Below are 25,381 nucleotides of genomic sequence, written 5' to 3' on the forward strand. Positions count from 1 at the left end.
GGATTCAAAGGGGCAGCCACGGGGGCTTTGGGCGTGTTCTCTGCGGGAGCGACTCGGAATACGACCGGAGAAACGTGTCGCGCGCGAGCGACGACCGAGCCGAATCGGGGGCGAACTCGGGGGGATCACGACCGAGATACTCGCGTTAACGGCGATCAACCAAAACAGACGCAGCAGCGCCGTTAACCCGGATACAAACCGGATTAAACCGCGTTAAGCGACTTCGCTTTTTATACGGAAAGGGGGACTGGACCCGAGTGGACATGAGCGAACGCACGAGAGCGATCCTACTGGCCGCGGTCGTCGCGCTCGGCGCCGTGACGGGCGTCGCGGCGACGGGCGTCGCGGCCGCCGACGGCGGCCTCGAAGTGGCCGTCGACGACGCGGACGGCGAACCGACGGTCACGGTGACCGAGAACGACACCGCGGTCGAGAACGCGACGGTCGTCGTGAGCGTCGTCGACGATGGCGACGAGAACGCGTCGTACGCGGGGACCGGCGAGTACGAGACCGACGCGAACGGCACGGTCGACCTTCCCGCCGCCGAGGAGGACGTCACCGTCGCGGTGACCGCCGCCGCGGGCGACGACACCGCCTCGACGACGGTCGACCTCGAAGCGCCCGACGGCCTCGAACTCGACGTGGAGAACGCCGAGAGCGAGCCCGTCGTCACAGTGACGAACGACGACGACCCGGTCGAGAACGCCTCGGTGAACGTCACGGCCGTCGACGAGAACGCCTCCTACGCCGGCGCGGGCGAGTACGAGACCGACGCGAACGGCACGGTGACGCTGCCGGCCGCCGAGGAGGACGTGACGGTGAACGTCACGGCCGAATACGACAACGAGAGCGCCTCGGAGACGGTCGACATCGAGGCGCCCGACGGCCTCGAAGTGGCCGTCGACGACACCGACGGCGAGCCCGTCGTCACGGTCACCGACAACGGCACCGCGGTCGAGAACGCCTCGGTGACCGTCGCGACCGTCGACGAGAACGCCACCTACGCCGGCGCGGGCGAGTACGAGACGGACGAAGACGGAACCGTCGGCCTCCCGGCCGCCGAGGAGAACGTCACGGTCGAGGTGACCGCCGCGTACGAGGGCGAGAGCGTCTCGACGACCGTCGACCTCACCGTCGGCGACGAGGACGAGGCCGAGGGGCAGCCGTTCGGCCAGCTCGTCCGGGAGTTCATCGAGGACATCGAGGACCGCGAGGGCGGCATCGGTGGCGCGGTCTCCGACTTCGTGACGGAGAACAACCCCGGTAACGCCCCGGACCACGCGGGCGGCCCCGGCGGTCCGGACGACGCGGACGATGGCGACGACGCCGGGAACGAGACCGACGCGCCCGGTAACGCGCCCGATCACGCCGGTCCCGACGGTGAGGATGACGACGAGCGCGGCCCGCCGTCCGACGCCGGCCCCGACCGCGAGGAGGACGGCGACGATGCCGAGGAGACCGAGGGTGACGCTGAAGACGACGACGCCGACGAAGAGGGCGAGGACGCCGACGAGGACGAAGAGGACGAGGAGAGCGCGGAAGACGAAGAGGACGAGGAGAGCGCGGAAGACGAAGAGGACGAGGAGAGCGCGGAAGACGAGGCTGAAGACGACGCCGACGAGGAGGAAACGGAAGCCGACGAGGACGCTGACGAAGACGAAGCGGACGAGGAAGCCGACGATGACGACGGCGAGGGCGGACCGCCGGACCACGCGGGCGGCCCGGACGGGAACTGACGACGCGGTCCGCAGTTCGGTTCGGTAACGCGGGCGACGGTCGCCGAGACCGACTCTCATTTTGCGGACGCACTCCGGTGTCGGCAGGGTTTAGTGCGCCGTGAGCGAACCGAGAGGTATGAGCGAAACCGCGTATCCGCCGGTGTCACAGCACCTCTCCGACGTCGATGCGGCCCGGGAAGAGGGCCGCCGGAAGATGGACTGGGCGCTCCAGCACATGCCGATATTGAACGCGCTCCGCGAGGAGTTCGTCGACGAGCAGCCGCTCGCGGGCGAGACCATCGCGATGGCGATGCACGTCGAGGCGAAGACGGCGAACCTCGTCGAACTGCTCGCCGAGGGCGGCGCCGAGGTCGCGATCACCGGGTGTAACCCCCTCTCGACGCACGACGACGTGTCGGCCGCGCTCGACGACCACGAGTCGATCACCTCCTACGCCGTGCGGGGCGTCGACGACGACGAGTACTACGACGCGATGCACGCCTGCATCGCCCACGAGCCGACCGTCACCGTCGACGACGGGATGGACATGGTGAAACTCGTCCACGAGGAGTACCCCGACCTGATCGACTCCATCGTCGGCGGCGCCGAGGAGACGACCACGGGCGTCGACCGCCTGCGCGCGATGGACGCCGACGGCGAGCTCCACTACCCCGTCTTCGCCGTCAACGACACGCCGATGAAGCAGCTGTTCGACAACGTCCACGGCACGGGCGAGTCGTCGCTCGCGACCATCGCGATGACGACGAACCTCTCGTGGGCCGGGAAGAACGTCGTCGTCGGTGGCTACGGCCAGTGCGGGAAGGGCGTCGCCAAGAAGGCGTCCGGGCAGAACGCGAACGTCATCGTCTGCGAGGTCGACCCGCGGAAGGCGCTCGAAGCGCACATGGAGGGGTACGAGGTGCTCCCCATGGAGGAGGCCGCCGCGAAGGGCGACGTGTTCATCACGACGACGGGCAACCGCGACGTGATCACCCGTGAGCACTTCGCGGAGATGAGCGACGGCGTCCTGCTCGCGAACGCCGGCCACTTCGACGTGGAGGTGAACCTCGACGACCTCGACGACCTCGCCGTGGACCGCTACGAGGTCCGCGACGGCGTCGAGGGGTTCGAGATGCCCGACGGCCGCGTGCTCAACGTCATCGCGGAGGGCCGCCTCGTCAACCTCGCCGCGCCCATCGCCTTAGGCCACCCGGTCGAGGTGATGGACCAGAGCTTCGGCGTTCAGGCGGTCGTCGTCCGCGAGCTCGCCGCCAACGGCGACGCGTACGACGCCGGCGTCCACGACGTGCCCGACGAGCTCGATCGCGAGGTGGCGGACATCAAGCTCGCCGCCGAGGGCGTCGAGTACGACGACCTCAGCGACGAGCAGCGCGAGTACATGGGGAGCTGGGAACACGGGACCTGATCCGGCCGGACGGCGACCGCCGAGCCCGCCGGTTCGACCCGCTTTTGTGCCGCGCGACCGTACCGGACGTATGAATCTCACCGCGGTGTTACACTCCGGATTCGGTGTCTCGGTGTTGGCCGGAATCCTCGTCTCCGACACGACGCTTCGCGTCGCCGCGTTCGCGCTCGGCGCGGTCCTCTTCGTCGCCGGCATCGTCGTGTCGCGGCGCGGCGACTGAGGCGAGGCGAACGGCGCGTCGCCTCGCCGAACGGTGACGACCGGCCCCGGCTCGCGTCTTTTTTCCCCCGGGACCGCTTACGAGAGCCAGTGACAGTCACGAGCGTCCACGACCCGAGCCACCGCGAGGCCCTCTGGGAGCTGGAGGACGCCTTCGAGCGCGGCGACCTGATCAGCGTCTTCGGCCGCTGTACGGTCAGCTACGAGGGGCGTGCGGCCTCGGACCTGGGCGCCGGCGACCGCCTGCTCGTGTTGAAGCCCGACGGCGCCGCCCTCGTCCACACCGACGAGGGGCGGCAACCCGTCAACTGGCAGCCGCCGGGGTCGGAACACCGCGCCGCGGTGCGCGAGGGACGGCTGCGCGTGCGCTCGACGCGGAGCAACCCCGACGAGACCCTGACCGTCCGCTTCGCGGCCGTCGACCAGCTCTCCGCGATGGCCGTGACCGGCGGCCGCGACCTCACGCTCCACGGGAGCGAGGAGGACCTCCGGACCCGAATCTTGGAGCGCCCCGACCTCGTCGAGCCCGGGTTCGATCCCCGCGAGACCGAACGCCCGTCCAGCGCCGGTCCGATGGACGTCTTCGGCGTCGACGCCGACGGCACGCCGGTCGTCGTCGAGCTGAAGCGCCGCCGGGTCGGTCCGGACGCCGTGGGACAGCTCGCGCGGTACGTCCGGGCGCTCCGCGAGGAGTTGGGGATCGAGGCGAACGACGGCGAGACCGACGACGCGGACTCGCCGGAGGTGCGCGGGATCTTAGTCGCCCCGTCGGTCACCGACCGCGCCGCGGAGCGGCTCGCGGAGCGCGGCTTCGACCACGTCGCGCTCGAACCGACGCCGGAGGAGTGAGCGGGCGGCGTGTCAACGCAGACCGCAATCCGGCGGATCGCCGGCGCTGACTCCCCGAGGAGCCGCGGCGGACGCCTCGCTATCGAAGGGTTTATCGCCGCAGCGCGGGCTACATCGGACAAGTAGCCATGTCTGACAAACCCGCCTCTATGTATCGGACGATCGACAAGCCGTCGTACACCCGCCGCGAGTACATCACGGGTATCCCCGGCTCGAAGATCGCCCAGCACAACATGGGCGACCTCTCCGCGGAGCCGGACGACTACCCCGTCCAGATCAGCCTCCGCGTCGAGGAGGAGCTCCAGGTTCGACACGGGTCGCTTGAGAGCGCGCGCCTCTCGGCGAACCGCCACCTGATCAAGGAGCTCGGCGAGGGCAACTACAAGATGACCCTCCGCAAGTTCCCCCACCAGGTCATCCGAGAGAACAAGCAGGCGACCGGCGCCGGCGCGGACCGCGTCTCCGACGGGATGCGCCAGGCGTTCGGCAAGCCCGTCGGCACCGCCGCGCGGCTCAACAAGGACGACGTCGTGTTCACCGCCTACTGCGACGTCGAGCAGGCCTCCGTCGTGAAGGAGGCGTTCCGCCGCGCGTACAACAAGCTCTCCCCGCCGTGCCGGATCACGGTCGACCGCGGCGAGAAGCTGCTCGTCTCGTAGACCCCTCGACCCCGACCCCGTCCGTGAGGCGGGTTTTTCTCCGCGCGTTCGCGTGACGTAGCCGCGGCGCCGCGTGTCTCCGAACCGGTTCCGATCCCCGAGCCGAACACCTGAAATACCTCGCTCGCGTACCGCACGGCAGTGTCACAGCAGCTGGCCGAGGTCGAGACGCTGTTCCTCCACGAGGCGCGGAGCGACTACACCGTCGTCGCGAACCGCGACGGCAAGCGCGTGCTCCGCGGGCGGCTCGAACTCAAGGAGACCTCCGCGGGCCCGCGCCCGGGGAAGTTCCGGGTGATCCGCGACGGGGAGGACCACCCCCGCCAGCCGGACGAGTTCGTCGACCTCGCGCGGGCGGCGGGTCGGATCCGCATCTCCGAGCAGACCTCGCCGGAGAACCGGACGCGGCTGAAGGAGATGCTCGACGGCTACCAGCTGGAGGCGACGGCGGTCCGGACCTGCCGGCGCTGCGCGAGCGACGGGCGCTACGGGCCGATCACGAGCGAGGACGCCATCGACCACAACGGCGAGCTGATCTGTCGGGACTGCGCCCGCCGGGAGTTAGAGCGGGAGCTGTCGTACAAAGGGGAGTTCACGGGCGCGGCCGAGGAGCGATTGGAGGAGCTGCTGTACGAGTCGGGCGACCTCGACCGGATCGTGAGTCTCCTTCAGGGCGGACTCGACCCCGACCTCACGAAGTACGACGAGGTGTCGGCGAACGTCGACGACGTCTCCCCGGTCCGGACCGAGGACTTGGACCTCCATCCGGACCTCTCTTCGCACCTCCAAGGCCGCTTCGAGGAGCTACTGCCGGTCCAGAGTCTCTCCGTGCGGAACGGCCTGCTCGACGGCGACGACCAGCTCGTGGTGAGCGCCACGGCGACGGGGAAGACGCTCGTCGGCGAGCTGACCGGGATCGACCGCGCGCTGAAGGGGGACGGGAAGCTGCTCTTCTTGGTCCCGCTCGTCGCGCTCGCCAACCAGAAGCACGAGGACTTCGAGGACCGCTACGGCGACCTGCTCGACGTCTCCATCCGGGTCGGCTCCTCGCGGGTGAACGACGACGGCAACCGCTTCGACCCGAACGCCGACGTGATTGTCGGCACCTACGAGGGGATCGACCACGCGCTCCGGACGGGCAAGGACCTCGGCGACGTGGGGACGGTCGTCATCGACGAGGTCCACACGCTGAAGGAGGGCGAGCGCGGCCACCGGCTCGACGGGCTCATCTCCCGGCTGAAGTACTACAGCGAGGACCGGATGGAGACCCGCGCGGGCTACGACGGGACGCAGTTCGTCTACCTCTCGGCGACCGTCGGGAACCCGGAGTGGCTCGCGGAGAAGCTCCGCGCGACGCTCATCGAGTACGAGGAGCGCCCGGTCCCCATCGAGCGCCACGTCACCTTCGCTGACAGCCGTGAGAAGGCCCAGATCGCCGACAAGCTCGTGAAACGCGAGTTCGACACGAAGTCGTCGAAGGGGTACCGCGGGCAGACGATCATCTTCACCAACTCGCGGCGGCGCTGTCACGAGATCAGCCGCAAGCTCCGGTACGACTCCGCGCCGTACCACGCCGGCCTCGACTACGGGCGCCGGAAGAAGGTCGAGCGCATGTTCGGGAATCAGGACCTCTCGGCGGTCGTCACCACCGCGGCGCTGGCGGCCGGCGTCGACTTCCCCGCCTCACAGGTGATCTTCGACTCGCTGGCGATGGGGATCGAGTGGCTCTCCGTCCAGGAGTTCTCGCAGATGCTCGGGCGCGCCGGACGCCCGGACTACCACGACCGCGGCCGAGTCTACCTCCTCGTCGAGCCGGACGGCGTCTACCACGGGTCGATGGACCGCACGGAGGACGAGGTGGCGTTCACCCTGCTGAAAGGCGAGATGGAGGACGTGGCGACGCACTACGACGAGACCGCGGCCGCCGAGGAGACGCTCGCGAACGTCGTCGTCGCCGGCAAGAAGGCGAAGCGGCTCAACGACCGGATGATCGGCGAGGTCCCCACCAAGCACGCGCTCGGGAAGCTGCTGGAGTGGAACTTCATCGACGGCTTCGAGCCGACGCCGCTCGGCCGCGGGGTGACGCGGCACTTCCTCGCGCCCGACGAGGCGTTCTTCATCCTCGACTCGGTCCGGAAGGGGACCGACCCGTACGACATCGTCGCCGACCTCGAACGGCGCGACGACGAGGAGTGACGACGCGCAACGAAACCCTTTAGCGGCTCTTCGGGGTACGTAGGAGTACGGGACCGTGGGTTAGTGGTATACTCCGAGCCTTGGGTGCTCGTGACCCCGGTTCGAATCCGGGCGGTCCCATTCTGCCGCTGCGAGCAATTCGCGAGCAGCGGCGGTGGAACGGATTCGAAGCAGGGAGTGGAGCGAGCAGCGCGAGCGGAACGACCGAGGTTCGAATCCGGGCGGTCCCATTCTGCTGTTGCGAACAATCCGTGAGCAGTGGCGACTATTTACAAATAAGAGGCGGTGGCGCGTGCCTGCGAGGCCGCCCCGCGGCCGAGCAGCACGCGCGAGGGAGTCAGTCACCGGAGCGAAGCGGAGGCGACTGACGAGGCTGGGGAGGTGTGAGGTGCGGTCGCGGTGCGGGGTGGGACTCAAAAGGGCAGCCGGGAGGCGGGCGCAGGTGACGCAAGCACCGCAGCGAGGGAGCGAACGGAGTGACGAGGAGCGCAGCGAGCGTGCGCCCGCCTCCCGGCTGGGACTTTGGAGGTGTTCACCACTGATCCACCGGCGCCTGTTTATAAATAGACCGCCAGGATTTTGAAATTCCGCACCGCACCACCGATCACTATTTAAAAACGATCTCAGGCCAAGTCAGTCAGCGACTGCTGTTCGTACACGTCGGGGTCGGCGGGGGGCGCGTCCCGGATCTCGGGGTAGTACTCCAGCAGCTGCGTCGCCAGCTCCTCGCCGAGCCGGACCGGGACGGCGTTGCCGATCTGTTTCATCACGTCGGTCTTCGTCCCCTCGAAGACGAACTCGTCGGGGAACGTCTGGAGCCGAGCCATCTCGCGGGGCGTGAGGTACCGGTCCTCACTGGGGTGGATGAAGACGTTCGTGCTCACCGTCAGCGACGGCTCCTCGGGGTCGAGCCGGCGGAGGTACGTCCCGTACCGCTTGACGATCTCCGGCTCGTGCGGGCAGGTGTCGGTGTCCTCGCAGTCGCACTGGTACTTCTTCGTCTTCAGGCGGTCGGGGAGGTCGCGGTAGTAACCGCCCGGGGGAACGTGACGGATGCGTTCGAGCGTCTTCTCGCCGGTGTCGGCGTACGTCATGTTCGGGAGGTCGTCGGTCGCGTCCGCGAGCGCCTCGCCGGCGGTGCGCCAGTGCCCCTCGGGCGTCGTCGGCTCAGGAAAGCGGATCGGCACGTCGCGATTGGTGCCCATGAAGAAGATCCGGCGGCGCTTCTGGGGGACGCCGTACTGTTCGGCCTCCAGCACTCGGTACTCGCACTTGTAGCCGTGCGCCGCGAACTCGTCGACGATGAGGTCTTTCACGTACCGGTCGTCACTGGTCTGGCGGTTGATCAGGTCGCGGACGTTCTCCATCAACACCAACTGTGGTTCGAGGACGGAGACGACCCGGAGGAACTCCTCGAACAGCGTGTTCCGGCGGTCCTTCTCCATCTCGTCGAGCTCGATCTGCTCGTTGTTGAGCCGGCTGAACCCCTGACAGGGCGGCCCGCCGATCACCACGTCGACGCCGTCAGGGTCGTAGCCCGCGCCCGCGGCCGCCTCGCGGATCGCCGGGGCGTCAAGTTCGCGCACGTCCCCTTCGAGGAACTCGGTGTCGGCGAAGTTCCGTCGGTACGTCTCCGCCGCGGGCTCCCACTGGTCGCTCCCGAGGGCCACGTCGAAGCCCGCCCGCTCGAATCCCAAGTCGAGGCCGCCGCAGCCGGAGAAGAAGCCGGCGACCACCGGCGCGTCAGCGTCGGCGTCAGCGCCCACCGGGATCACCTCGGCGATGCGGGGACACGCGTGCTCGATCCATTTCGTGCCTCGATTCACCGCGGGCGCATAAAAGCGTCACACCTCAGGCCGGGACGGCAGGTTCGCTGGCGGCCGGCGCGTCGTCGTCCGGCGTCAGGCCCGCCGCTCGCTGATCTCCTCGGCGATCCGCTCGTCGGGGCGGCGGAGCTCGCCGGACTCGACCTCGTAGACGTAGCCGGAGACGGTGGTGTCGTCCGGGATGAACGCGGACTCGCGGAGGTACTCGACCTGCGCGGCGCAGGCCGCGTCGATGTCGTCGGTCATCTTCACCCAGTCGAGGAGGTCGGCGTCGCCGATCGTGAGCTCCGGCAGCGACGGGTCGAGGTCCGCGGCGTCGATGTCGCCCGTCTCGGCTTCGAGCCCCTCGCGGATCGCCTCGTCGGGCGCGCTCATCATCCCGCAGTCGGTGTGGTTGATAACGACGATCTCGTCGGTGTCGAAGAAGTTCGTCGTGAGCGCGGCCGACCGGATCACGTCGTCGGTCACCTTCCCGCCGGCGTTGCGGAACACCTGCGCGTCGCCGAGGTCGATGCCGAGCGCCTCCTCGATCGGGATTCGCTCGTCCATACAGGCGACGACGAGGAGGTTCTTATCGGTCGGGATCCCTTTCCGGCGGCGGCGCGCCCAGTCGTCGCGCTCGTCGACCGCGGCGTCGAGATGTTCGTGGTGCGCGTCGTGGTCGGCGTGGTCGTGCGATGGCATCGCTCGATCGGAGGGGTGGGAGAAAGGGGATCGTTGCGAAAACCGAGATCCCCGCCGTCGACGCGGATCGGCGGCGATATCGTCCGATATCGAGGACGCGTGGCAGATCGGTCGATCCGGATTCGACCGACGCGGGCGGGCCGAGGCGTCGACCGAGGCGGTCCGCCCGCGGCCTTTCGAAATCCTTTTGTCCCGAATCGGCATTGATGTGAGTGCGAGCCGCCTTAGCTCAGACTGGGAGAGCACTCGACTGAAGATCGAGCTGTCCCCCGTTCAAATCGGGGAGGCGGCATATTCTGAACCCGCGAGCGACAGCGAGCGGACGACCGCGGGTCACTCGTCGTCGACGAGGACGGTCGCGAGGCGGTCGCCGCAGTGCGGGCAGTTCAGCGTCTGCCAGGTGTCGGGATCCAGATCGCCGAACGGCTCGGACCGGCGCGCGTCCGCGGCGGCGACGCTCGCGCCGCAGGTCTCGCAGTCGTGGGTGTCGTCGGGATCGGTCATCGCCGGGCGTACGGGCGCCTCGGCGAAACCGACTTCGCCGCGCGGCGCCTCCGATCGTCCATGAGCCGGTTCGCGGCGGTGGCGTTCGACCTCGACGACACGCTGTGCCGCCACGACCACGACGTGGACGCCCTCTACCGCCGGGCGTTCGAGGAGGCGGGCGTGGAGCCGTTCGGCGAGCCGGAGGAGCTGTGGCCCCTCCTCGACGGCCCGCCGGACCCCGACGATCGCGTCGGCTACCTCGGCGCGGGGTTCGCGCGGTTGGCGGCGCAACACGGGAGAGACGTGGACCCCGTCGCGCTCGCGGCGGCGTTCGAGGCGGTCGCGGACGAGTCGCGGGTGGCGTACCTGCCGGGCGCGACCGAGGCGCTGGCGGCCGCGGCGGCGGCGGGTCCCGTGGGCGTGCTCACGAACGGTCCCGAGGACCGACAGCGGGCGAAGATCGAGGCGCTCGGGTTGGACGACCTCGTCGACGCGATCGTGTACGCCGGGGACCTGCCCCGCCGGAAGCCGCACGCGGAACCGTTCGAGCGGCTGACCGCGGCGCTGTCGGTCGATGCCGAAGAGACGCTGTACGTCGGGAACTCGCTGTCGTACGACGTCGCGGGCGCGCACAACGCCGGGCTCCGGTCCGCGTGGCTCCGCGCGAGTCCCGACGACGCGCCCGGCGCGTACGGGCCGGACCACGTCGTCGACTCGTTAGCGGAGATCGCGGACCTGCTGGCCGAGGGGCGCGGAGCCGACGGCCGCGAGCCCGGAGGCGAAGCAGCGGCGACCGAGCCGGAGGAGAGTCGGTGAGCGACGCGGTCAGGGGTCGCGCCCTCGCCAAGGCGAGACCGGGGGCGACGGTCGCGAGCGTCGAACCGCTCGGGCGGGGGAACCGCAAGCGGACGGAGGTGGTGCGATTCGAGAGCGCCGCGCCGGTGGTCGTCCAACGCTCCGAAACGCCGGCCGCGACCCGGACCGAGGCGGCGCTGCTGACGGCGATCGGCGATCGGACGGACGTGCCAGTTCCCCGGCCGCTCGGCGAGGGCGTCGCCGACGGGACGGGGTGGTTCGTGACGCCGCTGGTCGACGGCCGCGACCTCCACGAGGCGTTCGTCGACCTCGGTCCGGCGGACCGGCGGGGGGTCGCGCGGGCGTTCGGCCGCTGGCTCGCGGCGCTCCACGAGGCGTTTCGGTTCTCGGGGTGCGGGCGGCTCGCGGTCGACGGCGCGGCGGGCGGCGGAGCGATCGACGCGGAGTCGGTCCTCGGACGCGACGCGTCGCTGTCCGTCCGCGATCCGGTCGGCGCCGACGAGTGGCTCCGGGAGTTCGGGGAGCGACACGCCGACCGGCTCCCCGAGGAGTTCGACGGGCTCCGCGCTCGGCTTCGGGACGCGTTCCGGGAGTCGACCGCGTCCGACACCGATCCGCGGCTGTTCCCGTGGGACTTCCGCCCGGGGAACGCCCTCGTCGCGGACGGCGCGGTGACGGCCGTCCTCGACTGGGAGGCGCCGCTGGCCGCCCCGCGTGGCGTGTCGGTCGCGAAGACCGAACACCTCGTCGTCGACTGGTACGTGCCGGCGGCCGAGACCGGGCCGCTCAGGCGGGCGTTCCGCGACGGCTACGAATCCGTCGCGCCGCTCCCGCGCGTCGAGCGTGCCCACCGCGCCGCGGCCGTCGCGAGCGCGGTCGTCGACGGCGAGGGCGTGGTGACGAACCCGCGCTACCCGCCGGTCGACCGCGACGCGGCGGTCGAGTTCCACCGACGGGCGCTTCGGCGCGCGCTGGACAACGGACCCGGATAGACCACTCCGAGACGAGGCGCCGGTCAGTACAGCGCCGTGGCCGCGAGGATGCCGGCGGTCTGGCCGAGGCCGACGAGCGCGATGCCCGCGACCGTCCCCGCCGCGGAGCCGGCGAACGCGGCGACGACCGCGCCCACGACCGAACACGCGGCCGCGGCGTGGTGGACGGTCGAGCGCGGGGCCGTCGCGTCGCGAAGCCCCGTGTAGACGAACGCCGGCGCGGGCAGGAGCATCCAGCCGTAGAAGGCGACGGCGAGGAGCGCGCCGGTCGGGAGCGCGGCCGCGAGCCCGGCCCCGTCGCGTGCGAGGAACCCGAGGACGCCCGCGAGCGTGACCGGGATCCCCGCGAGGATCACCAGCTTCCACGCGCGGAGGACTCCCGTCGCCATGTCGCGCCACGAGGCGACGACGAAGGCGACGAGCAGGGCGCTCATGACGACGTGCGCGACGAACAGCGCGTGGAGGGAGACCGCACCGAGGACCGTCGCCGCGGCGACGCCCCACGCCGCGGGGACCAGCAGCGCGGGGCCGTTCTCGCGGAGCGTGAGGGCGGGGCCGTCCGCTTGGTACTCGTGTGACACGTTGGTCGCTTCCGCGCCGAGGAATATAAACGTCGGCGTCCGGTGGGGCGCCGAAGAACGACACGATCCGGTCTCGCTCGCGCCGCGAATCTGTCGTTCGGACAGTGTTCGCTCATAAAGTTTCGGTTATTCGGAAACGATCGTCTAGAGAGAGTCGTGGTAACTGTACACTCGCAATCCTTATGACCCGACAGGGCCTCTCTCTATTCGCAATGGCGACCGGAAAGGTTGATTTCTTCAACGACACTGGCGGCTACGGATTTATCGAGACTGACGACGCGGACGACGACGTGTTCTTCCACATGGAAGACGTCGGCGGCCCGGACCTCGAAGAGGGCCAGGAGCTCGAGTTCGACATCGAGTCCTCCGAGAAGGGTCCCCGCGCGACGAACGTCGTTCGGCAGTAAGCCGATCCGAGAAGGTGGGTCGGTCCGGCTGACGCCGAACGCGACTCTGACACACGGTATCAAACGTTTTCGTCCGCGTCGCGGGCTCGCGTCCGCCGCGGTCGTATTTTACGCTCGACGAGCGCCCCGCTCGTCGCGTGCGCGCGTCGTACCCGGAGAAGAGATGAGAGCGACCGCGTCCGCGCTCAGATGTGTTGCCCGAAGAGCCCGCGGCCCTTCGTCACCTCGATGTCGCCCTCGACTTTCGTCTGACAGGAGAGGCGGACGTCGTGGTTCGGGTGGTGCGGCGGGAGCCAGAGACGGGCCTTCTCCTTCTTGCTCGGCTCGCTGACCTCGCCGTCGACCTGGACCGCACAGGAGCCGCACGACCCGGAACCGCGGCAGTTAAGCTGTTCCATCTTGCCGTTGTAGACGGAGAGACCGGCCTCTTTGAGCACGTCGCGCAGATTGGCGCCCTTCTCGCACTCGATTTCCTCGCCCTTGTAGGATACAGTAGGCATGTCGACTCACGGTACGCGAGCGATCCACAAAAGAGTCTGTGTCCGCGGGGCGCGGCGACCGGAACCGCGAGCGCCGACCGCGGCACGTCCAGAAATGCTCGTGTGCCGAGCGTCGGACGCCGACGGGGCGTTTTTTACCCTCGGCACCGCAGGGTGGCACAATGGGACTCAGGTGTCTGCTCGGACACGACTTCGGCGAACCCGAACTCCAGCGCGAGCGCGAGGAGGAGGGCGACGAGGTCGTCACGACCGTCAAGGAGGTGAAGACCTGCGCTCGCTGCGGCGAGACGCAGATCGTCAGCGAGAATACCGAAGTGACGACGATGGAGCAGCTGGCGGACGAGGCCGCCGCGAACGTCGGCGGCGAGACCGCCGGCGCGTCGGCCGCGGCGCCGACGCGCGACGACGCCCCGGACGCTGCCGAGGAGGGCGCCGGACCCGGCACGGCGTCGGGAGGGGTCGGTGCGGCCGACGCCGGGACGGCGGACGAGGGCGTGACCCTCGACGAGGAGCCCGGAGCCGGGAGCGACGACGCGGTGATCCTCGACGACGGGGCCGCGGCCGACGAGCCGGCGGGGCCGACCGACGCCGCTCCGGCCGCGGACCGCGTCGACGCGGCGACGGGCGCGGCGGACGGTCCGAACGCGCCGGACGAGGCGGGCTCGCCGGACGGAGCAGCTCCGGCGGACGAGGACACGGAGGTGTTGGGCGCGGGCGGCGAGTCGGCGTCCGCGCCGTCGCCCCCGGCCGAGACCGAGTCCGGTGCCCCCTCGGGCGACGAGGCGGACGCGGAGGGCGACGACGGCGTGATCCTCGACGAGGACGAGGAGCCGGCCGACGACCGGGAGCGGGGCGCGTGGCCGGAGGTCGACGAGGAGGACGCCGGCGCCGACGGAGCGACCGCGTGGCCCGATCACGGCGGCGAAGACGAGGGGTTCAGCGCGGAGGTCGGTGAGGGCGGTGACGCCGACGTCGAGTTCGGCGGCGGGCTCACCCCGGAGGCCGCGGACGGGCGGGAAGAGCAGGAATCGGCGACGGAGTACGTCGAGGCGCCCGACGACGGCGAGGGCGCCACGTTCGACGCCGGCGGCGAGGGCGGGACGGGGATCACCCGGGGCGAGAGCCCCGAGTTGGAGACGGTGGGCGACGACGCCCCGACGGAGTACTACTGTCCCGAGTGCGGGATGGTCCGGGCGGCGGACGGGAGTTCGATGCGCGCGGGAGACATCTGTCCGGAGTGTAAGCGCGGGTACGTCGACGAGCGTCCTCGGTAGGCGGAGCGGAAGCGGGCAGTTCGGGCCGAACCCGCCGAGCGGCCGTGACGAAACTGGTTTACGCCGGCCTGTCGAACGGTCGCGGCATGAAGGAGTACAAGATGCGCCGCGGCGAGCATCTGGACGACCGCATGCCGGACCTGAAGGGTTCGATCGAGGAGTACTTCGGCGAGGTCACCGGCACCGAGGAGTGGGAGGGGCACGAGCTGTACGTCGTCGCCGACCCCGACAACCCGGTGTTCGAGCGCATCGTCGCGGGCGCCGCCGAGTACGGGAGCAAGAAGGACAAGCTGGCGGTCCACTTCGAGGAGCGCCCCGCCGAGGACGTCATCGCGGAGGGGAACGCCGACGCCGCCGCGGACGCCGTCGACGCGAAAAACGACTTCCTCCTGGAGGCGACCGGGCGCGACGCGAAGTCGCGCCGCGACTCGCTGAAGCGCGAAGTCGAGGACGACGCCCCCGATTACTGAGCGGTTTCTGCGGCGACCGGTTCTCGTCCGTCGAGGAAAGCGCGGAGCCCGCTAGCGTCCCGCTCGCGCGACTGAACCCCGCGAGAGAGTTGTCACCGTCCTCGAAGCGTCGTCGCCTCCTCACGGGAAGCGTCATCGCCCGACGAGAATCGGCTCCACTCGGCGGTGAGACTGTCAGGATCGATCTGGTGAATATTTATTCAGATTTGAGTTAAAACTCCGGCAGTTTTAAGCCGTACGGGGACGAAACGGTGTGTATGAGCATTGAGACGGTCGTGCTGGCGGTCGGATCGGAGGACGGGAAACGCGTCGAGCGGCTCGCCGAGGAGATCATCTCCGTCGCCGAGCCGGCGGACGCCGAGGTCGTGTTGACCCACGTGTTCGACAGGGAGGAGTTCGACGAGACCAGCGCGAAGCTCGGGTTTGAGCCGGAGAGCGAGAGCTCGACGCCCGACGCCATCGCGGAGCGACACACCACCACCCGGAAGCTCTCGGAGGCGCTCTCCGAGGCCGGCGTGCGACACTCCGTCCGGGGCGCGGTGGGAGACCTCGCGGACGAGGTCGTCGAGACGGCCGAGGGCCTCGAAGCCGACCGCGTCGTGGTCGGCGGGCGGCGCCGCTCGCCGACCGGGAAGGCCGTCTTCGGCAGCGTCGCGCAGGAGGTCATGCTCTCGGCGCCGTGCCCGGTCACCTTCGTCCGCGAGCCGGCGTCGTAACGCGGTTTCGCGGTACGGACCCCGTTTGTTATTCACGGTCGACCGCGCGAAGCGTCCCGCTTAAGTGAGACGGGTCCGCGCTTACACCCGATGTACTACGTGGGCGTCGACCTCGGGGCGACGAACGTCCGGGCGGCCGTCGGCGACGAGAGCGCGGCGGTCCTCGGCTCCGCGTCGCGGGGTACGCCGCGGGGGCCGAACGGCATCGCCGTCACCGAGGCCGTGTTGGAGGTGGTCCGCGGGGCCTGTACGGACGCGGGAATCGCGCCGAGCGAGGCGGTCGCGGCCGGGATCGGCTCCATCGGTCCGCTCGATCTGGCGGAGGGGGTCGTCCAGGGGCCCGCGAACCTCCCGGACACGGTCGAGCGCATCCCGCTCGTCGGGCCGGTCGGTCGGTTGCTCGACACCGACGAGGTGTACCTCCACAACGACACCATCGCGGGCGTCATCGGCGAGCGGTTCCACTCCGAGCGCAACCCCGACGACATGGTGTATCTCACCATCTCCTCGGGGATCGGCGCGGGCGTCGCCGTCGACGGGAACGTCCTCTCGGGGTGGGACGGCAACGCCGGCGAGGTCGGCCACATGACCGTCGACCCGCACGGGTTCATGACCTGCGGCTGCGGGCTCGACGGCCACTGGGAGGGGTACTGCTCGGGCAACAACATCCCGAAGTACGCCCGGGAGCTCCACGAGGAGGACCCCATCGAGACGATCCTCCCGATCGAGGACCCCGACTTCTCCGCGGTCGACGTGTTCGAGGCGGCGGGCGAGGACACCTTCGCCGACCACGTGATCGACCAGGTCGCCCACTGGAACGCCATGGGGATCGCCAACATCATCCACGCGTACGCGCCGCTCGTCGTGAGCGTCGGCGGCGCGGTCGCGCTCAACAACCCCGACCGCGTCCTCGACCCGATCCGCGAGAAGCTCCCGGAGATGGTGTTCATCAACGTCCCGGAGGTTCGGCTCACCGACCTCGGCGACGACGTCGTGGTGAAAGGCGCCCTCGCGAGCGCGCTGACGGGCGGGACCGGCGACCGGGCGCGCGTCGAGAACGCGCCCTGACCGAGCGCGGCGACGACGGCCCGCGGGCTACTGCTCGAACTCGTCGAGCTCCGGTTCCACGTCGGCGCCGACCGCGTCGCGCGTGTCGAGGTACGCGTCGCGGTACCGCCAGATCTTCCGGAGGAGGACGTACCCGAACGCGCCCTGGAAGACGATGACGAAGCCGAACAGCGCGAGGACCTGCGGGAGGCCGAAGAGTCCCGCGGCGACGCCGGTCACCGGACCGACGAGCGTGTTGTACAGCGCGTGGATCGCCGCCGCGAGGACGAGCCCCTTGACGATGATCGGGCCGCGGTTCCCGGGATTGAACTTCGCGAGCCCGAGGTAGTAGCCCGCGAACGCCGAGTAGACGACGTGTCCCGGTCCCGCGAGCGCCCGGAGCGCGGCGATGCCGTCGCCGGCGCCCAGCGCCGCGATGCCGACCGTCAGCTCCGCCATGTCGACGTTCTGGGCGATGTACACGAAGTTCTCGATGACGACGAAGCCGAGCCCCGCGATGGCGCCGTAGACGGCGCCGTCGATGACGGCGTCGAAGCGGGCGTCGGTGTACGCGTACAGCCGCACCGCGAGCAGCTTCACCGACTCCTCTATCGGGCCGACGACGACGAAGAAGAACACGACGATTCCGAGGAAGCCGAGCGGCCGGAAGTACGGCTGGAGCACGCTGTTCAGGATCGCCGCGAACGTCGCGGTGAGGATAGAGAGGAGGAACGTCGCCACGAGGAGCGACAGCGGCTCGCCGGTCGTCACGTCCGAGACGTACACGTACGCGGCCAGCCCCAGAGCGGGGATCACGGAGAGCCCGAGGAGGACCGCGATGGCCGGGTCGAAGAGGAGCCCGAGTCCGAACGAGCCGAGGATCGCCAAGAGTCCGACGAACGCGACGAGGACGACCCCGGCCTTCGCGGAGCGCGTGAGGAGCCAGTACAGCGCGACCGACAGCCCGTCGAGAGAGGTGCGCTCCTCCCACGTCGCGACGTCGTAGAGGTCGCGGTCGTCGTCGGCCCGAGACGCGATCGGGTCCTCGTCGCTTGGCATGACCCCCGTTTCGCCCCCCGGTGACTTAACGGATTGGCGGAACCGGACGGGCGCGCTGAGGGCGGTGGGCGGGATGCGTCACCGACCGCGCTCGCTCCGCGGCCGACAGGATTGAAACCGCGGCGGACGAAGGTCGGGTATGCACTTCGATCCGCGGGTCCAGCGCGCCCTGAAGGAGGCCGGGCTGGACGCCGACGCCGTCGCCGACGCCTCGGACCGAGTCGCCGAACTCGTCGCCCGCGACGCCGACCGCCTCCGGGAGTTCTTCGACGGCGACGACCCGTACTACTCGGACATGGAGATGGCGCACAGCGCGGCGTCGAGACAGGAGCACGCGAGCGCCGACGTGGACCTGTTCACCCACGGGAGCGACCTCCGCGGGTACCTCTCGCTCGACGGGTGGGGCGTCCCGGTCGAGGGCGGGCGGGTCCTCCGCGAGGCCGACGACGGCGCCTCGGTCGTCGTCGAACTCTCGCTCGGCGACACGGTGAACGACCGCGTGCGGTTCGCGCGCGAGCGCGAGGAGCTGTGACGATGGCGCGAGCCCGCGTCCGCGGCATCTACGCGACGGCGCTCACCGCGCGCCTGCTCGACGCCGGCCACGAGGTGGTGGACGCCTCGCCGCCGATCCGCCGGCGGTTCGACGCCGAGTTCGGGACCGAGCCGCCGGCCGTCCGGATCGGGACGAGCGCGGACCGGCAGGGGGTCGGCGCGCACGGCGACGCCGGCGCGCTCGGCGCGGTCCGAGATCTCCTGACCGACGCGGGCCGCGACGCGCTCGCGTGGCCCGACCCGACGCCGCCGGGGACCGTCCTCGACGGCGAGGTGACGGAGACGCTCGGCGGCGGCGCGGTCGTCGACCTCCGAGTCGGCGGCGGGCGAGTCGGCGGCGAGGGCGGCGACGTGACGGGCACGCCCGCCGCGGCCGTCGAGGGGTACCTCCCGTACGGGGCCGTCGACGCCCGGGTCGAGACGGGGGACGCGGTCCGGGTCCAGGTGCGCGAGTCGGCCGCGCCGTGGACGGACCGTCGCCCCGAACTCGCCGGGGAGTTGCGGGTCGGCGGCGACCTCGTCGCGCTCGAACCGGGGTCCGGGACGCGGGTCGACGCCCGAGACGACGAGGCCGCCCGAGAGCTGTCCGGGATGCTCGACCTGCTCGACCTCGAACCGCCGACGGGCTGGCGGGCGGTGTGGCAGCCCGCCGCCGTCGACGCCGACACGGAGGCGCTGACCGCGGGCCTCGACGCGGCCGTCGAGGCCGCCGAGGGGCTACGCGCGGCGACCGGAGCGGACGACGAGAGTGGAGTCGACGACGGGACCGGAGACGGGCTCGGCGTCGTCAGCGACCGGAGCCGGCTCCGCGACGCCCCGCTCGCCGCGCCGAACGCCGGCGTCTGGGTCTGGTTCGGCCGCGAGAGCCGGTCGGGACTCGACGACGCGCGGCGGACCGCGACCGCGACGATGCCCGGCCACCACCGCGTGAAGGCGGGGTCGGCGGACGCCTCGGCCGGCGTCGACCTCGCGGAGGCGCTCTGCGACCCCGCTCCCGACGCCGAGTTCCCGTTCGCGGTCGTGGCCGACGCGTTCGGCCCGCGCGAGGGCGACGCGCTCCGGATCGACCACGGGAAGCCCGACGGCCGGCTGATCACCCTCGGCGAGGGGACGGTGACGGGAGTCGACGCCGACGGGACCGTCACCGTCGAGCGCGAGATGACCGGCGGGGGGACCTACGACGGGCTCGGCGTCGACCGCGAGGCCGGCGACGTCGCCGAGACGAGCCTGAAGGAGGGGCGCTGGTGGTACCCGACGACGTACCGCGGCCGCGACGGGACGGTCCGCGGGACGTACGTCAACGTCTGTACGCCCGTCGAGGTGTTCCCCGACGCGGCCCGCTACGTGGACCTCCACGTCGACGTGATGAAACACCCCGACGGGACGGTCGAGCGCGTCGACGACGAGGAGCTGGCCGAGTCGGTCGCGGCCGGCCACACCCCCGAGGCGCTGGCCGAAAAGGTGCGGAGCGTCGCGTCGGCGCTGGAGAACGCGCTGTAGAGGTGGATCGGCGGGCGGCGGTCCGGGCGCCGAGGCGCGTCGACTCGGTCGTTTCGAAATCCAATCACTTCGATTCGTTACAATAGCATTATTATTCATCGCATACACGCTGCGGACGGAATGCGTGAGAAACGATCACAGCAAACGTTTGACGGCGCGACGCGGCGGGGGTTCCTCGGGAGCGTGGGGGCGCTGGTCGCCGCCGCGGCCTACTCGCGAGACGTGTCGGCCGACGACGCCGCGCGAGTCGACAACGAGGCGGACGACCCGGTCCAGACGGTCGAGTCGCCCGACGGATCGATCGCGGTCACGGTCGACGTCACCGGCGGATCCCCGACCTACGAGGTCGCTCGCGGCGGCGAAACGTACGTCGGACCGTCGACGGTCGGGTTCGACTTCCGGAATCAGCCGTCGTTCGGCGCGAGCGCCGACGGAGAGTCGGGCCCGGTGACAGTTACGGGCACCGAGCGCGAGTCGGCGACCGAGGAGTGGGAGCCGGTGTGGGGCGCGTACGAGGAGGTGTCCGCGGAGTACCGCGCCCTGAGCGTCGGGCTCGCCGACGCCGCCGGGGACGCGGACGGGTCGGGCGCCCCCGCGGCGGACGCGCGGACCGCGACCCTCCAAGTGCGCGCGTTCGACGACGGGGTCGGCCTCCGGGTCGTCCTCGGGGAGGGGTTCGCGAGCCACTCGGAGAAGGCGGTGATCGACTCGGAGAACACCGGCGTCGACTTCGCGGCCGACTACGACGCCTGGTGGATCCGCAACGAGGTAACCAACCCGCGGTTCGAGCAGGAGTACGCGGAGACGCCGCTGTCGGAGATACCGGCCGGGAGCCGCGAGACGCGGCCGACGGACACGCCGACCCGGACCGGCGCGCACACGCCGCTGACGGTGGACGCGGGCGACGCGTACCTCAGCGTCCACGAGGCGAACCTCGACGACTACGCGGCGGCGACGCTCGCGCCCCGCAGCGACGACGGGGGGACGGCCTTCGCGACCGAGCTCACGCCGCTGCCCGACGGGTCGAGGGCCTCGCTCGACCTCCCGGCGGCGACGCCGTGGCGGACGATACAGGTCGTCGACCGGCCGGGCGAGCTGATCGAGTCGCAGCTCGTCCCGCTGCTCGCCGACCCGCTCGACGAGTCGGCGCTGCCGACCGCGGGCGGCGAGCCGGACGCCGACTGGATCGAGCCCCGCAAGTACGTCGGCATCTGGTGGACGATGATCGCGGGGCAGGCGAACTGGGAGTACAAGTCGGACGACGAGATCGCCGGGAACGACGGAAATCCCGCCGCGTACGTCCACGGTGCGCGGACCGAGCGCATGAAGCGGTACATGCGCTTCGCGAGCGAGAACGGGATCGACAGCGTGCTCGTCGAGGGGTGGAACGAGGGGTGGGACACCTATCCCGGGGACGGCACCGGCTTCGGCTTCGGCGTCGGCGACTCCTATCCGGACTTCGACGTGCCCGAGGTGACCGACTTCGGCGCGTCGCTGCCGGACCCCGTCGAGATGACGATCCACAACGAGACGGCCGGTAACATCCCGCAGTACGAGGCCGCGATCCTCGACGAGGACGTGTTCGCGGGGTACGAGGCCGAGGGGATCAACTCGATCAAGAACGGGTACGTCTCGGACCCGGGGCTCGGCATCGACGGCGACGGCGCCGAGCCGACCCACAACCAGCACAACCAGCTCGCGGTGAACCACCACCGGCTCGCGATCCGTGAGGCGGCCGCGAACCGTCAGCTGCTGGAGATCCACGAGGGGATCAAGCCGACCGGCGAGATCCGGACCTACCCGAACGTGGCGAACCGCGAGGTGGTGAAGGCCCAGGAGTACGACGGGTTCGGCCAGCTCGGATCGAACGTCGGCCGCGACCACCACGTCACGCTCCCGTTCACGCGGAACCTCGCCGGCCCGGTGAGCTTCCAGCCGGGTATCTTCGACGTGACCTTCGGCGACGACCGCGGCGACCAGGTCCAGACGACCCGCGCCAAGCAGCTCGCGATGTACCCGACGTACCTCAGCGGCCTCCAGATGGCCGCCGACCGGATCGAGGGGTACGTCGACGAGACGTTCGAGGTGGGCGAGGGGCTCCAAGCCGCGGCCGGCGAGCGCGACGGGCTGGTGACCGACGACACGTGGCGGGACGCGTTCGGCACGAACCACGTCGCCGTCGACCCTAACCGCGCACCGAGCGGCTCGTCGGTGACGTACGTCGTGCGCGGCGTCGAGGAGCCGGGGACATACGACCTCCACCTCCGGTACGCGAGCGCGCCGGAGGAGAACGCGCAACGCGTGATCGACGCCGGCGGGCCGCGAGCGACGCTCCGCGTCGGCGACGCGAGCCGGACGATCGAACCCGACTTCACCGCCTACTGGGACGACTGGCGGGTGTTCACGACCGAGGTGGAACTCGACGCGGGCGACACCGAGATCGCGGTCGAGCTCGACTACGAGGACGGCGGAGACGGGTTCACCGGCGACGTGGGGGGATTCAACCTCAACGCGGTCGCCGTCACCGAGTCGGGCGAGCCCTCCCCGATCCCGGCCGAGTACGAGGGGTACGTTCCGGAGAACGAGAACTTCGACGCGAAGCCGGAGTTCTCCTTCGTCGAGTCCGTCCCGGCCGCCGGCTGGGACGAGACGCGCGTCGTCGGCGCCGCGATCGGCGACTACCTCGCGATCGCCCGCCGGCACGGCAACGAGTGGTACGTCGGCGTCATGACCGACGGGGCGGGCCGCGCGGTCAACGTGCCGCTCGACTTCCTCGCACCCGGTAAGTCCGGGGACGCGCCGGGGCACGGCAAGGGTGGCGGAAAGGGGAAGCAGAAGGGGAAGAATAACGGGAACGGCGGCGGCCGCGACGGCCCGAAGTACGTCGCGGAGATCTACTCGGACGCGATCGGAGGAGGCGTCGACGCCGACCCGACCGGGGTCCGGATCGACGAGGCGATCGTCACCCCGAGCACGACGCTGCTCGCGTCGCTCGCGCCGAGCGGCGGAACTGCTGTCAGGTTCCGTCCGGCGCGGGGCCGCGAGATCGGTCGACTCCCGGAGTACGAGCGGCCGGAACAGGACATCTCGATCGAGATCGCGGAGGAGGCCGACCTCGACGAGTCGTTCATCGCGGGGACGGGGTCGAACGACGCCGGGTTCGTGGGCGGCACGAACGTCGAGATCGTCGTCGACGGCGAGGTCGAGGCGCTCGCCAACGTCCGGCTCCCGCCGAACGCGACGGACGAGACGGTCGAACTCGGCTACCGGATCACGGCGATCGGCACCTACGACGTCGCTGTTCGCGACCCGGAGACCGACGAGGAGCTCGCCGCGGAGACGGTTACCGTCGCTCCCGGCGACGTCGTCGCCGAGCTGACCGACCCGAAGCGCGACGACGACGGGCCCGGCGAGTACGTCTACCCGACGGACGGTGCGTTCCGAGACGGCGCGTTCGATCTGCGCTCATTCCGCGTCTTAGAGACCGAGAAAGAGTACCGGTTCGCATTCGAGGTTGAGAACCTCTACGACGCGTTCGGCGGCGACTTCTCGCCGCACTACTTCCTCGTCTACTTGCGCGATCCCGACGCGAACGGCGGCCGCACGAGCGCGCTGGACGATCTTGGGCTCACCGCCGAGTTCGGCGCGCCGTGGCAGTACCGGATCGACGCCAGCGGCTTCGCGAAAGGGATCACCGACGCCGACGGCGGAGACCTTGGCACGCCGGAGGTGTTCGTGAGCTTCGAGTCGAACACGGCCGTCGTCTCGGTGCCGAAGTCCGCGGTCGGCGGCGACATCTCTGGCTGGGAGGTTGCGCCGGTCGTCGGCTCGGAGGACCGCGGCAGCTTGCGCGCGGTCGCCGAAGAGGCCGGGACCTTCGTCTTCGGCGGCGCGCGCAAGGGCGCGGCCGGGAACGCGCCGCGGGTCGTCGACCTCGTGACGCCGGAAGGCGTCTCGCAGGCCGACGCGCTCGACTACGGCCCCGATTCGCTCGCGTCGCTGCCGTTCACGTCGCTATAAGAGAGGCGGCGGAATCGAGAGGCCTCGCGGCGGGACGGCCCGCCGCGTTCAGAAGTGGTTCGCGGAGTCGGTCTCGTGGCGGAGCTCGCCGCCGCGACCGCCCTCGACCGTCGAGGCGCCCTGATCGCCGGAGGAGGCGGTCCGCACCGTCACGTTGTCGACCTCGTCGAAGTCCATGATGAGGTCGCGGCGGATGTTGTCGGCGGTGATGTTCGAGATACCGCAGCCGGAGCAGGTGCCGCCGAGCTCGACGACGACCTCGCCGGTCTCGGGGTTCGCCTCGCGCACGACGCTCGTGCCGCCGTGCATCTGGATGATCGGCATCTGTCCGACCATCCACCGCTCGACCCGGTCCGCGAGGCTCTCGTCGCTCTCGTCGCTCATTACCCCCAATACATCGCCGACGGTATGGAAAGTTGCGGTTTAGGAGCCGTCGGGCGCGTCGAAAGGAACTGTGTCATCGTCGATGAGACGGAACGGCGGCAGCCGAGCGCGCTATCGCTCCCCGTCGTCGCCCGAGTCGGCCGCGTCGCCGGACTGGCTGGGGAGCCGCGTGGGGTCGGCCGGGTCGTCGCCGTTCAGCGAGTCGTCGCGTTCGAGCACGTACAGCAGCGGCCCGAGCGCGGTCAACACGAGGACTCCGGGTAGGGGCGCGTCGGGAACCGCGAGTAGCGTGACGAGGCTCGCACCGCCGGTGAGCACGACGAGCGCGGCCCACGCCGCCGGCGAGCCGAGGTCGACGCCGACGCGCGCGGCGTCGCGGTAGACGGCCGCGGCGATCAGCGCGACGACGACGCCTCCGCCGCCCCCGACGAGGGCCGTGGTGACGGACATACGGCTCGTTGGACCGAGACGCGAAAAAGGGTGTCGCGAGCGAGAAGGACTGGGAACGAGCGCGGAATCGAGAACGGGTGGGAGAGTCGAGACCAGGAAACGGGCCTACGGCGCCTCGCCGGTCTCGATGCTGAAGGAGTCGCGCGGGTACGCGACGCAGGTGAGCGTGTAGCCGTCGTCGATCTCGGCCTCTTCGAGCATCTGCTGGTTGTCGTGCTCGACGAAGTCCTCGGAGGGGCCGTCCGCGATCTGCCCGGCACAGGAGACGCACTGGCCCTGTCGGCAGGCGTACGGGAGGTCCCACCCCTCGTCTTCGCCCTGTTCGAGGATGGGCTCGTCGTTGGAGAGCTCGACCGTCTCGCCCTGCTTGACGAACTCGACCTCGTAGTACTCCACCTCGTCTTCGGGGATGTCACCGGGGCCGGAGCTGACGGTGCCGCCCTCTTCGAGCTCGCCCTCCCCGCCCTCGGCGCCGCCCGCCGGGATGGCGCCGCCGCCACCGCCGCCGCCGACCGCGCGTCGTCGGTCCCCGAGACCGAGTTCCCGGAAC

At 70.5% G+C, this 25,381-nt stretch carries 25 protein-coding genes and 2 tRNA genes; 18 read left to right on the forward strand and 9 right to left on the reverse strand.

Going from position 1 to position 25,381, the window contains the following annotated elements; translation table 11 throughout:
• Positions 1-263: 263 nt before the first annotated feature.
• From EXE52_RS16585 to EXE52_RS16610, 7 genes are all read left to right on the forward strand, one after another.
• A complete protein-coding gene (locus EXE52_RS16585; protein ID WP_137703905.1) occupies positions 264-1,736 on the forward strand; it encodes a DNA primase in 1,473 nt (490 codons plus the stop codon).
• Between the two features lie 118 nt (positions 1,737-1,854).
• Complete coding sequence (locus EXE52_RS16590; RefSeq protein WP_086220818.1) at positions 1,855-3,144, forward strand: adenosylhomocysteinase; 1,290 nt, start codon at positions 1,855-1,857, stop codon at positions 3,142-3,144.
• A 70-nt stretch (positions 3,145-3,214) separates the two neighbouring features.
• A complete protein-coding gene (locus EXE52_RS18610; protein WP_167373095.1) occupies positions 3,215-3,364 on the forward strand; it encodes a hypothetical protein in 150 nt (49 codons plus the stop codon).
• An 89-nt stretch (positions 3,365-3,453) separates the two neighbouring features.
• Positions 3,454-4,212, forward strand: coding sequence for an endonuclease NucS (nucS, locus tag EXE52_RS16595; RefSeq protein WP_089308702.1), 759 nt, complete (start codon positions 3,454-3,456; stop codon positions 4,210-4,212).
• A gap of 128 nt (positions 4,213-4,340) precedes the next feature.
• The gene (locus tag EXE52_RS16600) at positions 4,341-4,871 is read left to right on the forward strand and encodes a 50S ribosomal protein L16 (protein ID WP_004599151.1); all 531 of its coding nucleotides are present in this window, start codon (positions 4,341-4,343) and stop codon (positions 4,869-4,871) included.
• A gap of 141 nt (positions 4,872-5,012) precedes the next feature.
• The gene (locus tag EXE52_RS16605) at positions 5,013-7,067 is read left to right on the forward strand and encodes a DEAD/DEAH box helicase (RefSeq protein ID WP_049932853.1); all 2,055 of its coding nucleotides are present in this window, start codon (positions 5,013-5,015) and stop codon (positions 7,065-7,067) included.
• A 49-nt stretch (positions 7,068-7,116) separates the two neighbouring features.
• Positions 7,117-7,187, forward strand: a tRNA-Pro gene (locus EXE52_RS16610).
• 503 nt (positions 7,188-7,690) lie between these two features.
• Here EXE52_RS16610 and EXE52_RS16615 read toward each other — a convergent pair.
• Positions 7,691-8,839: a DNA cytosine methyltransferase gene (locus EXE52_RS16615; RefSeq protein WP_394334821.1), complete on the reverse strand. Its 1,149-nt coding sequence runs from the start codon at positions 8,837-8,839 to the stop codon at positions 7,691-7,693.
• Between the two features lie 129 nt (positions 8,840-8,968).
• Positions 8,969-9,577, reverse strand: a complete 609-nt coding sequence (locus EXE52_RS16620; RefSeq protein ID WP_049932855.1) for a carbonic anhydrase — start codon at positions 9,575-9,577, stop codon at positions 8,969-8,971.
• Between the two features lie 218 nt (positions 9,578-9,795).
• Between EXE52_RS16620 and EXE52_RS16625 the strand changes: the two genes are divergently transcribed.
• Positions 9,796-9,869: transfer RNA gene (locus tag EXE52_RS16625), tRNA-Phe, on the forward strand.
• A 41-nt stretch (positions 9,870-9,910) separates the two neighbouring features.
• Here EXE52_RS16625 and EXE52_RS18615 read toward each other — a convergent pair.
• A complete protein-coding gene (locus EXE52_RS18615) occupies positions 9,911-10,081 on the reverse strand; it encodes a hypothetical protein (protein ID WP_167373096.1) in 171 nt (56 codons plus the stop codon).
• 60 nt (positions 10,082-10,141) lie between these two features.
• Between EXE52_RS18615 and EXE52_RS16630 the strand changes: the two genes are divergently transcribed.
• Both EXE52_RS16630 and EXE52_RS16635 read left to right on the forward strand, forming a co-directional pair.
• Complete coding sequence (locus EXE52_RS16630; protein ID WP_049932881.1) at positions 10,142-10,879, forward strand: HAD family hydrolase; 738 nt, start codon at positions 10,142-10,144, stop codon at positions 10,877-10,879.
• Entirely contained in the window at positions 10,876-11,871 is a 996-nt protein-coding gene (locus EXE52_RS16635) for a phosphotransferase family protein (RefSeq protein WP_094494887.1), read from the forward strand. The genes EXE52_RS16630 and EXE52_RS16635 overlap by 4 nt, the downstream gene beginning before the upstream one ends.
• Positions 11,872-11,894: 23 nt before the next feature.
• On the opposite strand, the gene EXE52_RS16640 is transcribed toward EXE52_RS16635, so the two are convergent.
• Positions 11,895-12,452: a hypothetical protein gene (locus tag EXE52_RS16640; RefSeq protein WP_241988286.1), complete on the reverse strand. Its 558-nt coding sequence runs from the start codon at positions 12,450-12,452 to the stop codon at positions 11,895-11,897.
• Positions 12,453-12,664: 212 nt separating this feature from the next.
• Here EXE52_RS16640 and EXE52_RS16645 point away from each other — a divergent pair, with 212 nt between their 5' ends.
• Positions 12,665-12,859 (forward strand): cold-shock protein, encoded by a 195-nt coding sequence (locus EXE52_RS16645; RefSeq protein WP_004599158.1) that lies wholly within the window; start codon positions 12,665-12,667, stop codon positions 12,857-12,859.
• 185 nt (positions 12,860-13,044) lie between these two features.
• Here the strand turns inward: EXE52_RS16645 and EXE52_RS16650 are convergent, their stop codons facing one another.
• Positions 13,045-13,359, reverse strand: coding sequence for a 2Fe-2S iron-sulfur cluster-binding protein (locus EXE52_RS16650; protein ID WP_137703907.1), 315 nt, complete (start codon positions 13,357-13,359; stop codon positions 13,045-13,047).
• Between the two features lie 161 nt (positions 13,360-13,520).
• Between EXE52_RS16650 and EXE52_RS16655 the strand changes: the two genes are divergently transcribed.
• The 4 genes from EXE52_RS16655 to EXE52_RS16670 all read left to right on the forward strand — a co-directional run bounded on the left by EXE52_RS16655 (position 13,521) and on the right by EXE52_RS16670 (position 16,887).
• Positions 13,521-14,633 carry a hypothetical protein gene (locus tag EXE52_RS16655; RefSeq protein WP_137703908.1) on the forward strand — a complete coding sequence of 371 codons (1,113 nt, stop codon included), beginning with the start codon at positions 13,521-13,523 and terminating at the stop codon, positions 14,631-14,633.
• A gap of 86 nt (positions 14,634-14,719) precedes the next feature.
• Positions 14,720-15,103 (forward strand): DUF5611 family protein, encoded by a 384-nt coding sequence (locus EXE52_RS16660; RefSeq protein WP_049932860.1) that lies wholly within the window; start codon positions 14,720-14,722, stop codon positions 15,101-15,103.
• Positions 15,104-15,360: 257 nt separating this feature from the next.
• Complete coding sequence (locus EXE52_RS16665; protein WP_094494884.1) at positions 15,361-15,819, forward strand: universal stress protein; 459 nt, start codon at positions 15,361-15,363, stop codon at positions 15,817-15,819.
• Positions 15,820-15,909: 90 nt separating this feature from the next.
• On the forward strand, positions 15,910-16,887 hold the full coding sequence (locus EXE52_RS16670; protein WP_049932862.1) for an ROK family protein: 978 nt from the start codon (positions 15,910-15,912) through the stop codon (positions 16,885-16,887).
• A gap of 27 nt (positions 16,888-16,914) precedes the next feature.
• On the opposite strand, the gene EXE52_RS16675 is transcribed toward EXE52_RS16670, so the two are convergent.
• Positions 16,915-17,925, reverse strand: coding sequence for a PrsW family intramembrane metalloprotease (locus EXE52_RS16675; protein ID WP_049932863.1), 1,011 nt, complete (start codon positions 17,923-17,925; stop codon positions 16,915-16,917).
• Between the two features lie 139 nt (positions 17,926-18,064).
• Here EXE52_RS16675 and EXE52_RS16680 point away from each other — a divergent pair, with 139 nt between their 5' ends.
• From EXE52_RS16680 to EXE52_RS16690, 3 genes are all read left to right on the forward strand, one after another.
• Positions 18,065-18,457: a hypothetical protein gene (locus EXE52_RS16680; protein WP_137703909.1), complete on the forward strand. Its 393-nt coding sequence runs from the start codon at positions 18,065-18,067 to the stop codon at positions 18,455-18,457.
• A 2-nt stretch (positions 18,458-18,459) separates the two neighbouring features.
• Positions 18,460-19,977 (forward strand): DUF402 domain-containing protein, encoded by a 1,518-nt coding sequence (locus EXE52_RS16685; protein WP_137703910.1) that lies wholly within the window; start codon positions 18,460-18,462, stop codon positions 19,975-19,977.
• 183 nt (positions 19,978-20,160) lie between these two features.
• Positions 20,161-23,997: a glycoside hydrolase family 97 catalytic domain-containing protein gene (locus EXE52_RS16690; RefSeq protein ID WP_137703912.1), complete on the forward strand. Its 3,837-nt coding sequence runs from the start codon at positions 20,161-20,163 to the stop codon at positions 23,995-23,997.
• 48 nt (positions 23,998-24,045) lie between these two features.
• On the opposite strand, the gene EXE52_RS16695 is transcribed toward EXE52_RS16690, so the two are convergent.
• The 3 genes from EXE52_RS16695 to EXE52_RS16705 form a co-directional block, all read right to left on the reverse strand.
• Complete coding sequence (locus tag EXE52_RS16695; protein WP_049932866.1) at positions 24,046-24,381, reverse strand: NifU family protein; 336 nt, start codon at positions 24,379-24,381, stop codon at positions 24,046-24,048.
• A gap of 111 nt (positions 24,382-24,492) precedes the next feature.
• Positions 24,493-24,831: a hypothetical protein gene (locus tag EXE52_RS16700; protein WP_049932867.1), complete on the reverse strand. Its 339-nt coding sequence runs from the start codon at positions 24,829-24,831 to the stop codon at positions 24,493-24,495.
• Between the two features lie 105 nt (positions 24,832-24,936).
• A partial coding sequence (locus EXE52_RS16705) for a 2Fe-2S iron-sulfur cluster-binding protein (protein ID WP_137703911.1) occupies positions 24,937-25,381 on the reverse strand: 445 nt, incomplete at its 5' end.

It is taken from the genome of Halorubrum sp. CGM4_25_10-8A (assembly GCF_005435025.1).
Taxonomy (GTDB): domain Archaea; phylum Halobacteriota; class Halobacteria; order Halobacteriales; family Haloferacaceae; genus Halorubrum; species Halorubrum ezzemoulense.

Excerpts from the sequence above, each read along its gene's own strand:
- EXE52_RS16585 (WP_137703905.1), top strand. The coding sequence starts at position 264 with ATGAGCGAACGCACGAGAGCGATCCTACTGGCCGCGGTCGTCGCGCTC.
- EXE52_RS16590 (WP_086220818.1), top strand. The coding sequence starts at position 1,855 with ATGAGCGAAACCGCGTATCCGCCGGTGTCACAGCACCTCTCCGACGTC.
- EXE52_RS18610 (WP_167373095.1), top strand. The coding sequence starts at position 3,215 with ATGAATCTCACCGCGGTGTTACACTCCGGATTCGGTGTCTCGGTGTTG.
- EXE52_RS16600 (WP_004599151.1), top strand. The coding sequence starts at position 4,341 with ATGTCTGACAAACCCGCCTCTATGTATCGGACGATCGACAAGCCGTCG.
- EXE52_RS16620 (WP_049932855.1), bottom strand. The coding sequence starts at position 9,577 with ATGCCATCGCACGACCACGCCGACCACGACGCGCACCACGAACATCTC.
- EXE52_RS18615 (WP_167373096.1), bottom strand. The coding sequence starts at position 10,081 with ATGACCGATCCCGACGACACCCACGACTGCGAGACCTGCGGCGCGAGC.
- EXE52_RS16630 (WP_049932881.1), top strand. The coding sequence starts at position 10,142 with ATGAGCCGGTTCGCGGCGGTGGCGTTCGACCTCGACGACACGCTGTGC.
- EXE52_RS16645 (WP_004599158.1), top strand. The coding sequence starts at position 12,665 with ATGGCGACCGGAAAGGTTGATTTCTTCAACGACACTGGCGGCTACGGA.
- EXE52_RS16650 (WP_137703907.1), bottom strand. The coding sequence starts at position 13,359 with ATGCCTACTGTATCCTACAAGGGCGAGGAAATCGAGTGCGAGAAGGGC.
- EXE52_RS16655 (WP_137703908.1), top strand. The coding sequence starts at position 13,521 with ATGGGACTCAGGTGTCTGCTCGGACACGACTTCGGCGAACCCGAACTC.
- EXE52_RS16660 (WP_049932860.1), top strand. The coding sequence starts at position 14,720 with ATGAAGGAGTACAAGATGCGCCGCGGCGAGCATCTGGACGACCGCATG.
- EXE52_RS16665 (WP_094494884.1), top strand. The coding sequence starts at position 15,361 with ATGAGCATTGAGACGGTCGTGCTGGCGGTCGGATCGGAGGACGGGAAA.
- EXE52_RS16670 (WP_049932862.1), top strand. The coding sequence starts at position 15,910 with ATGTACTACGTGGGCGTCGACCTCGGGGCGACGAACGTCCGGGCGGCC.
- EXE52_RS16675 (WP_049932863.1), bottom strand. The coding sequence starts at position 17,925 with ATGCCAAGCGACGAGGACCCGATCGCGTCTCGGGCCGACGACGACCGC.
- EXE52_RS16680 (WP_137703909.1), top strand. The coding sequence starts at position 18,065 with ATGCACTTCGATCCGCGGGTCCAGCGCGCCCTGAAGGAGGCCGGGCTG.
- EXE52_RS16685 (WP_137703910.1), top strand. The coding sequence starts at position 18,460 with ATGGCGCGAGCCCGCGTCCGCGGCATCTACGCGACGGCGCTCACCGCG.
- EXE52_RS16695 (WP_049932866.1), bottom strand. The coding sequence starts at position 24,381 with ATGAGCGACGAGAGCGACGAGAGCCTCGCGGACCGGGTCGAGCGGTGG.
- EXE52_RS16700 (WP_049932867.1), bottom strand. The coding sequence starts at position 24,831 with ATGTCCGTCACCACGGCCCTCGTCGGGGGCGGCGGAGGCGTCGTCGTC.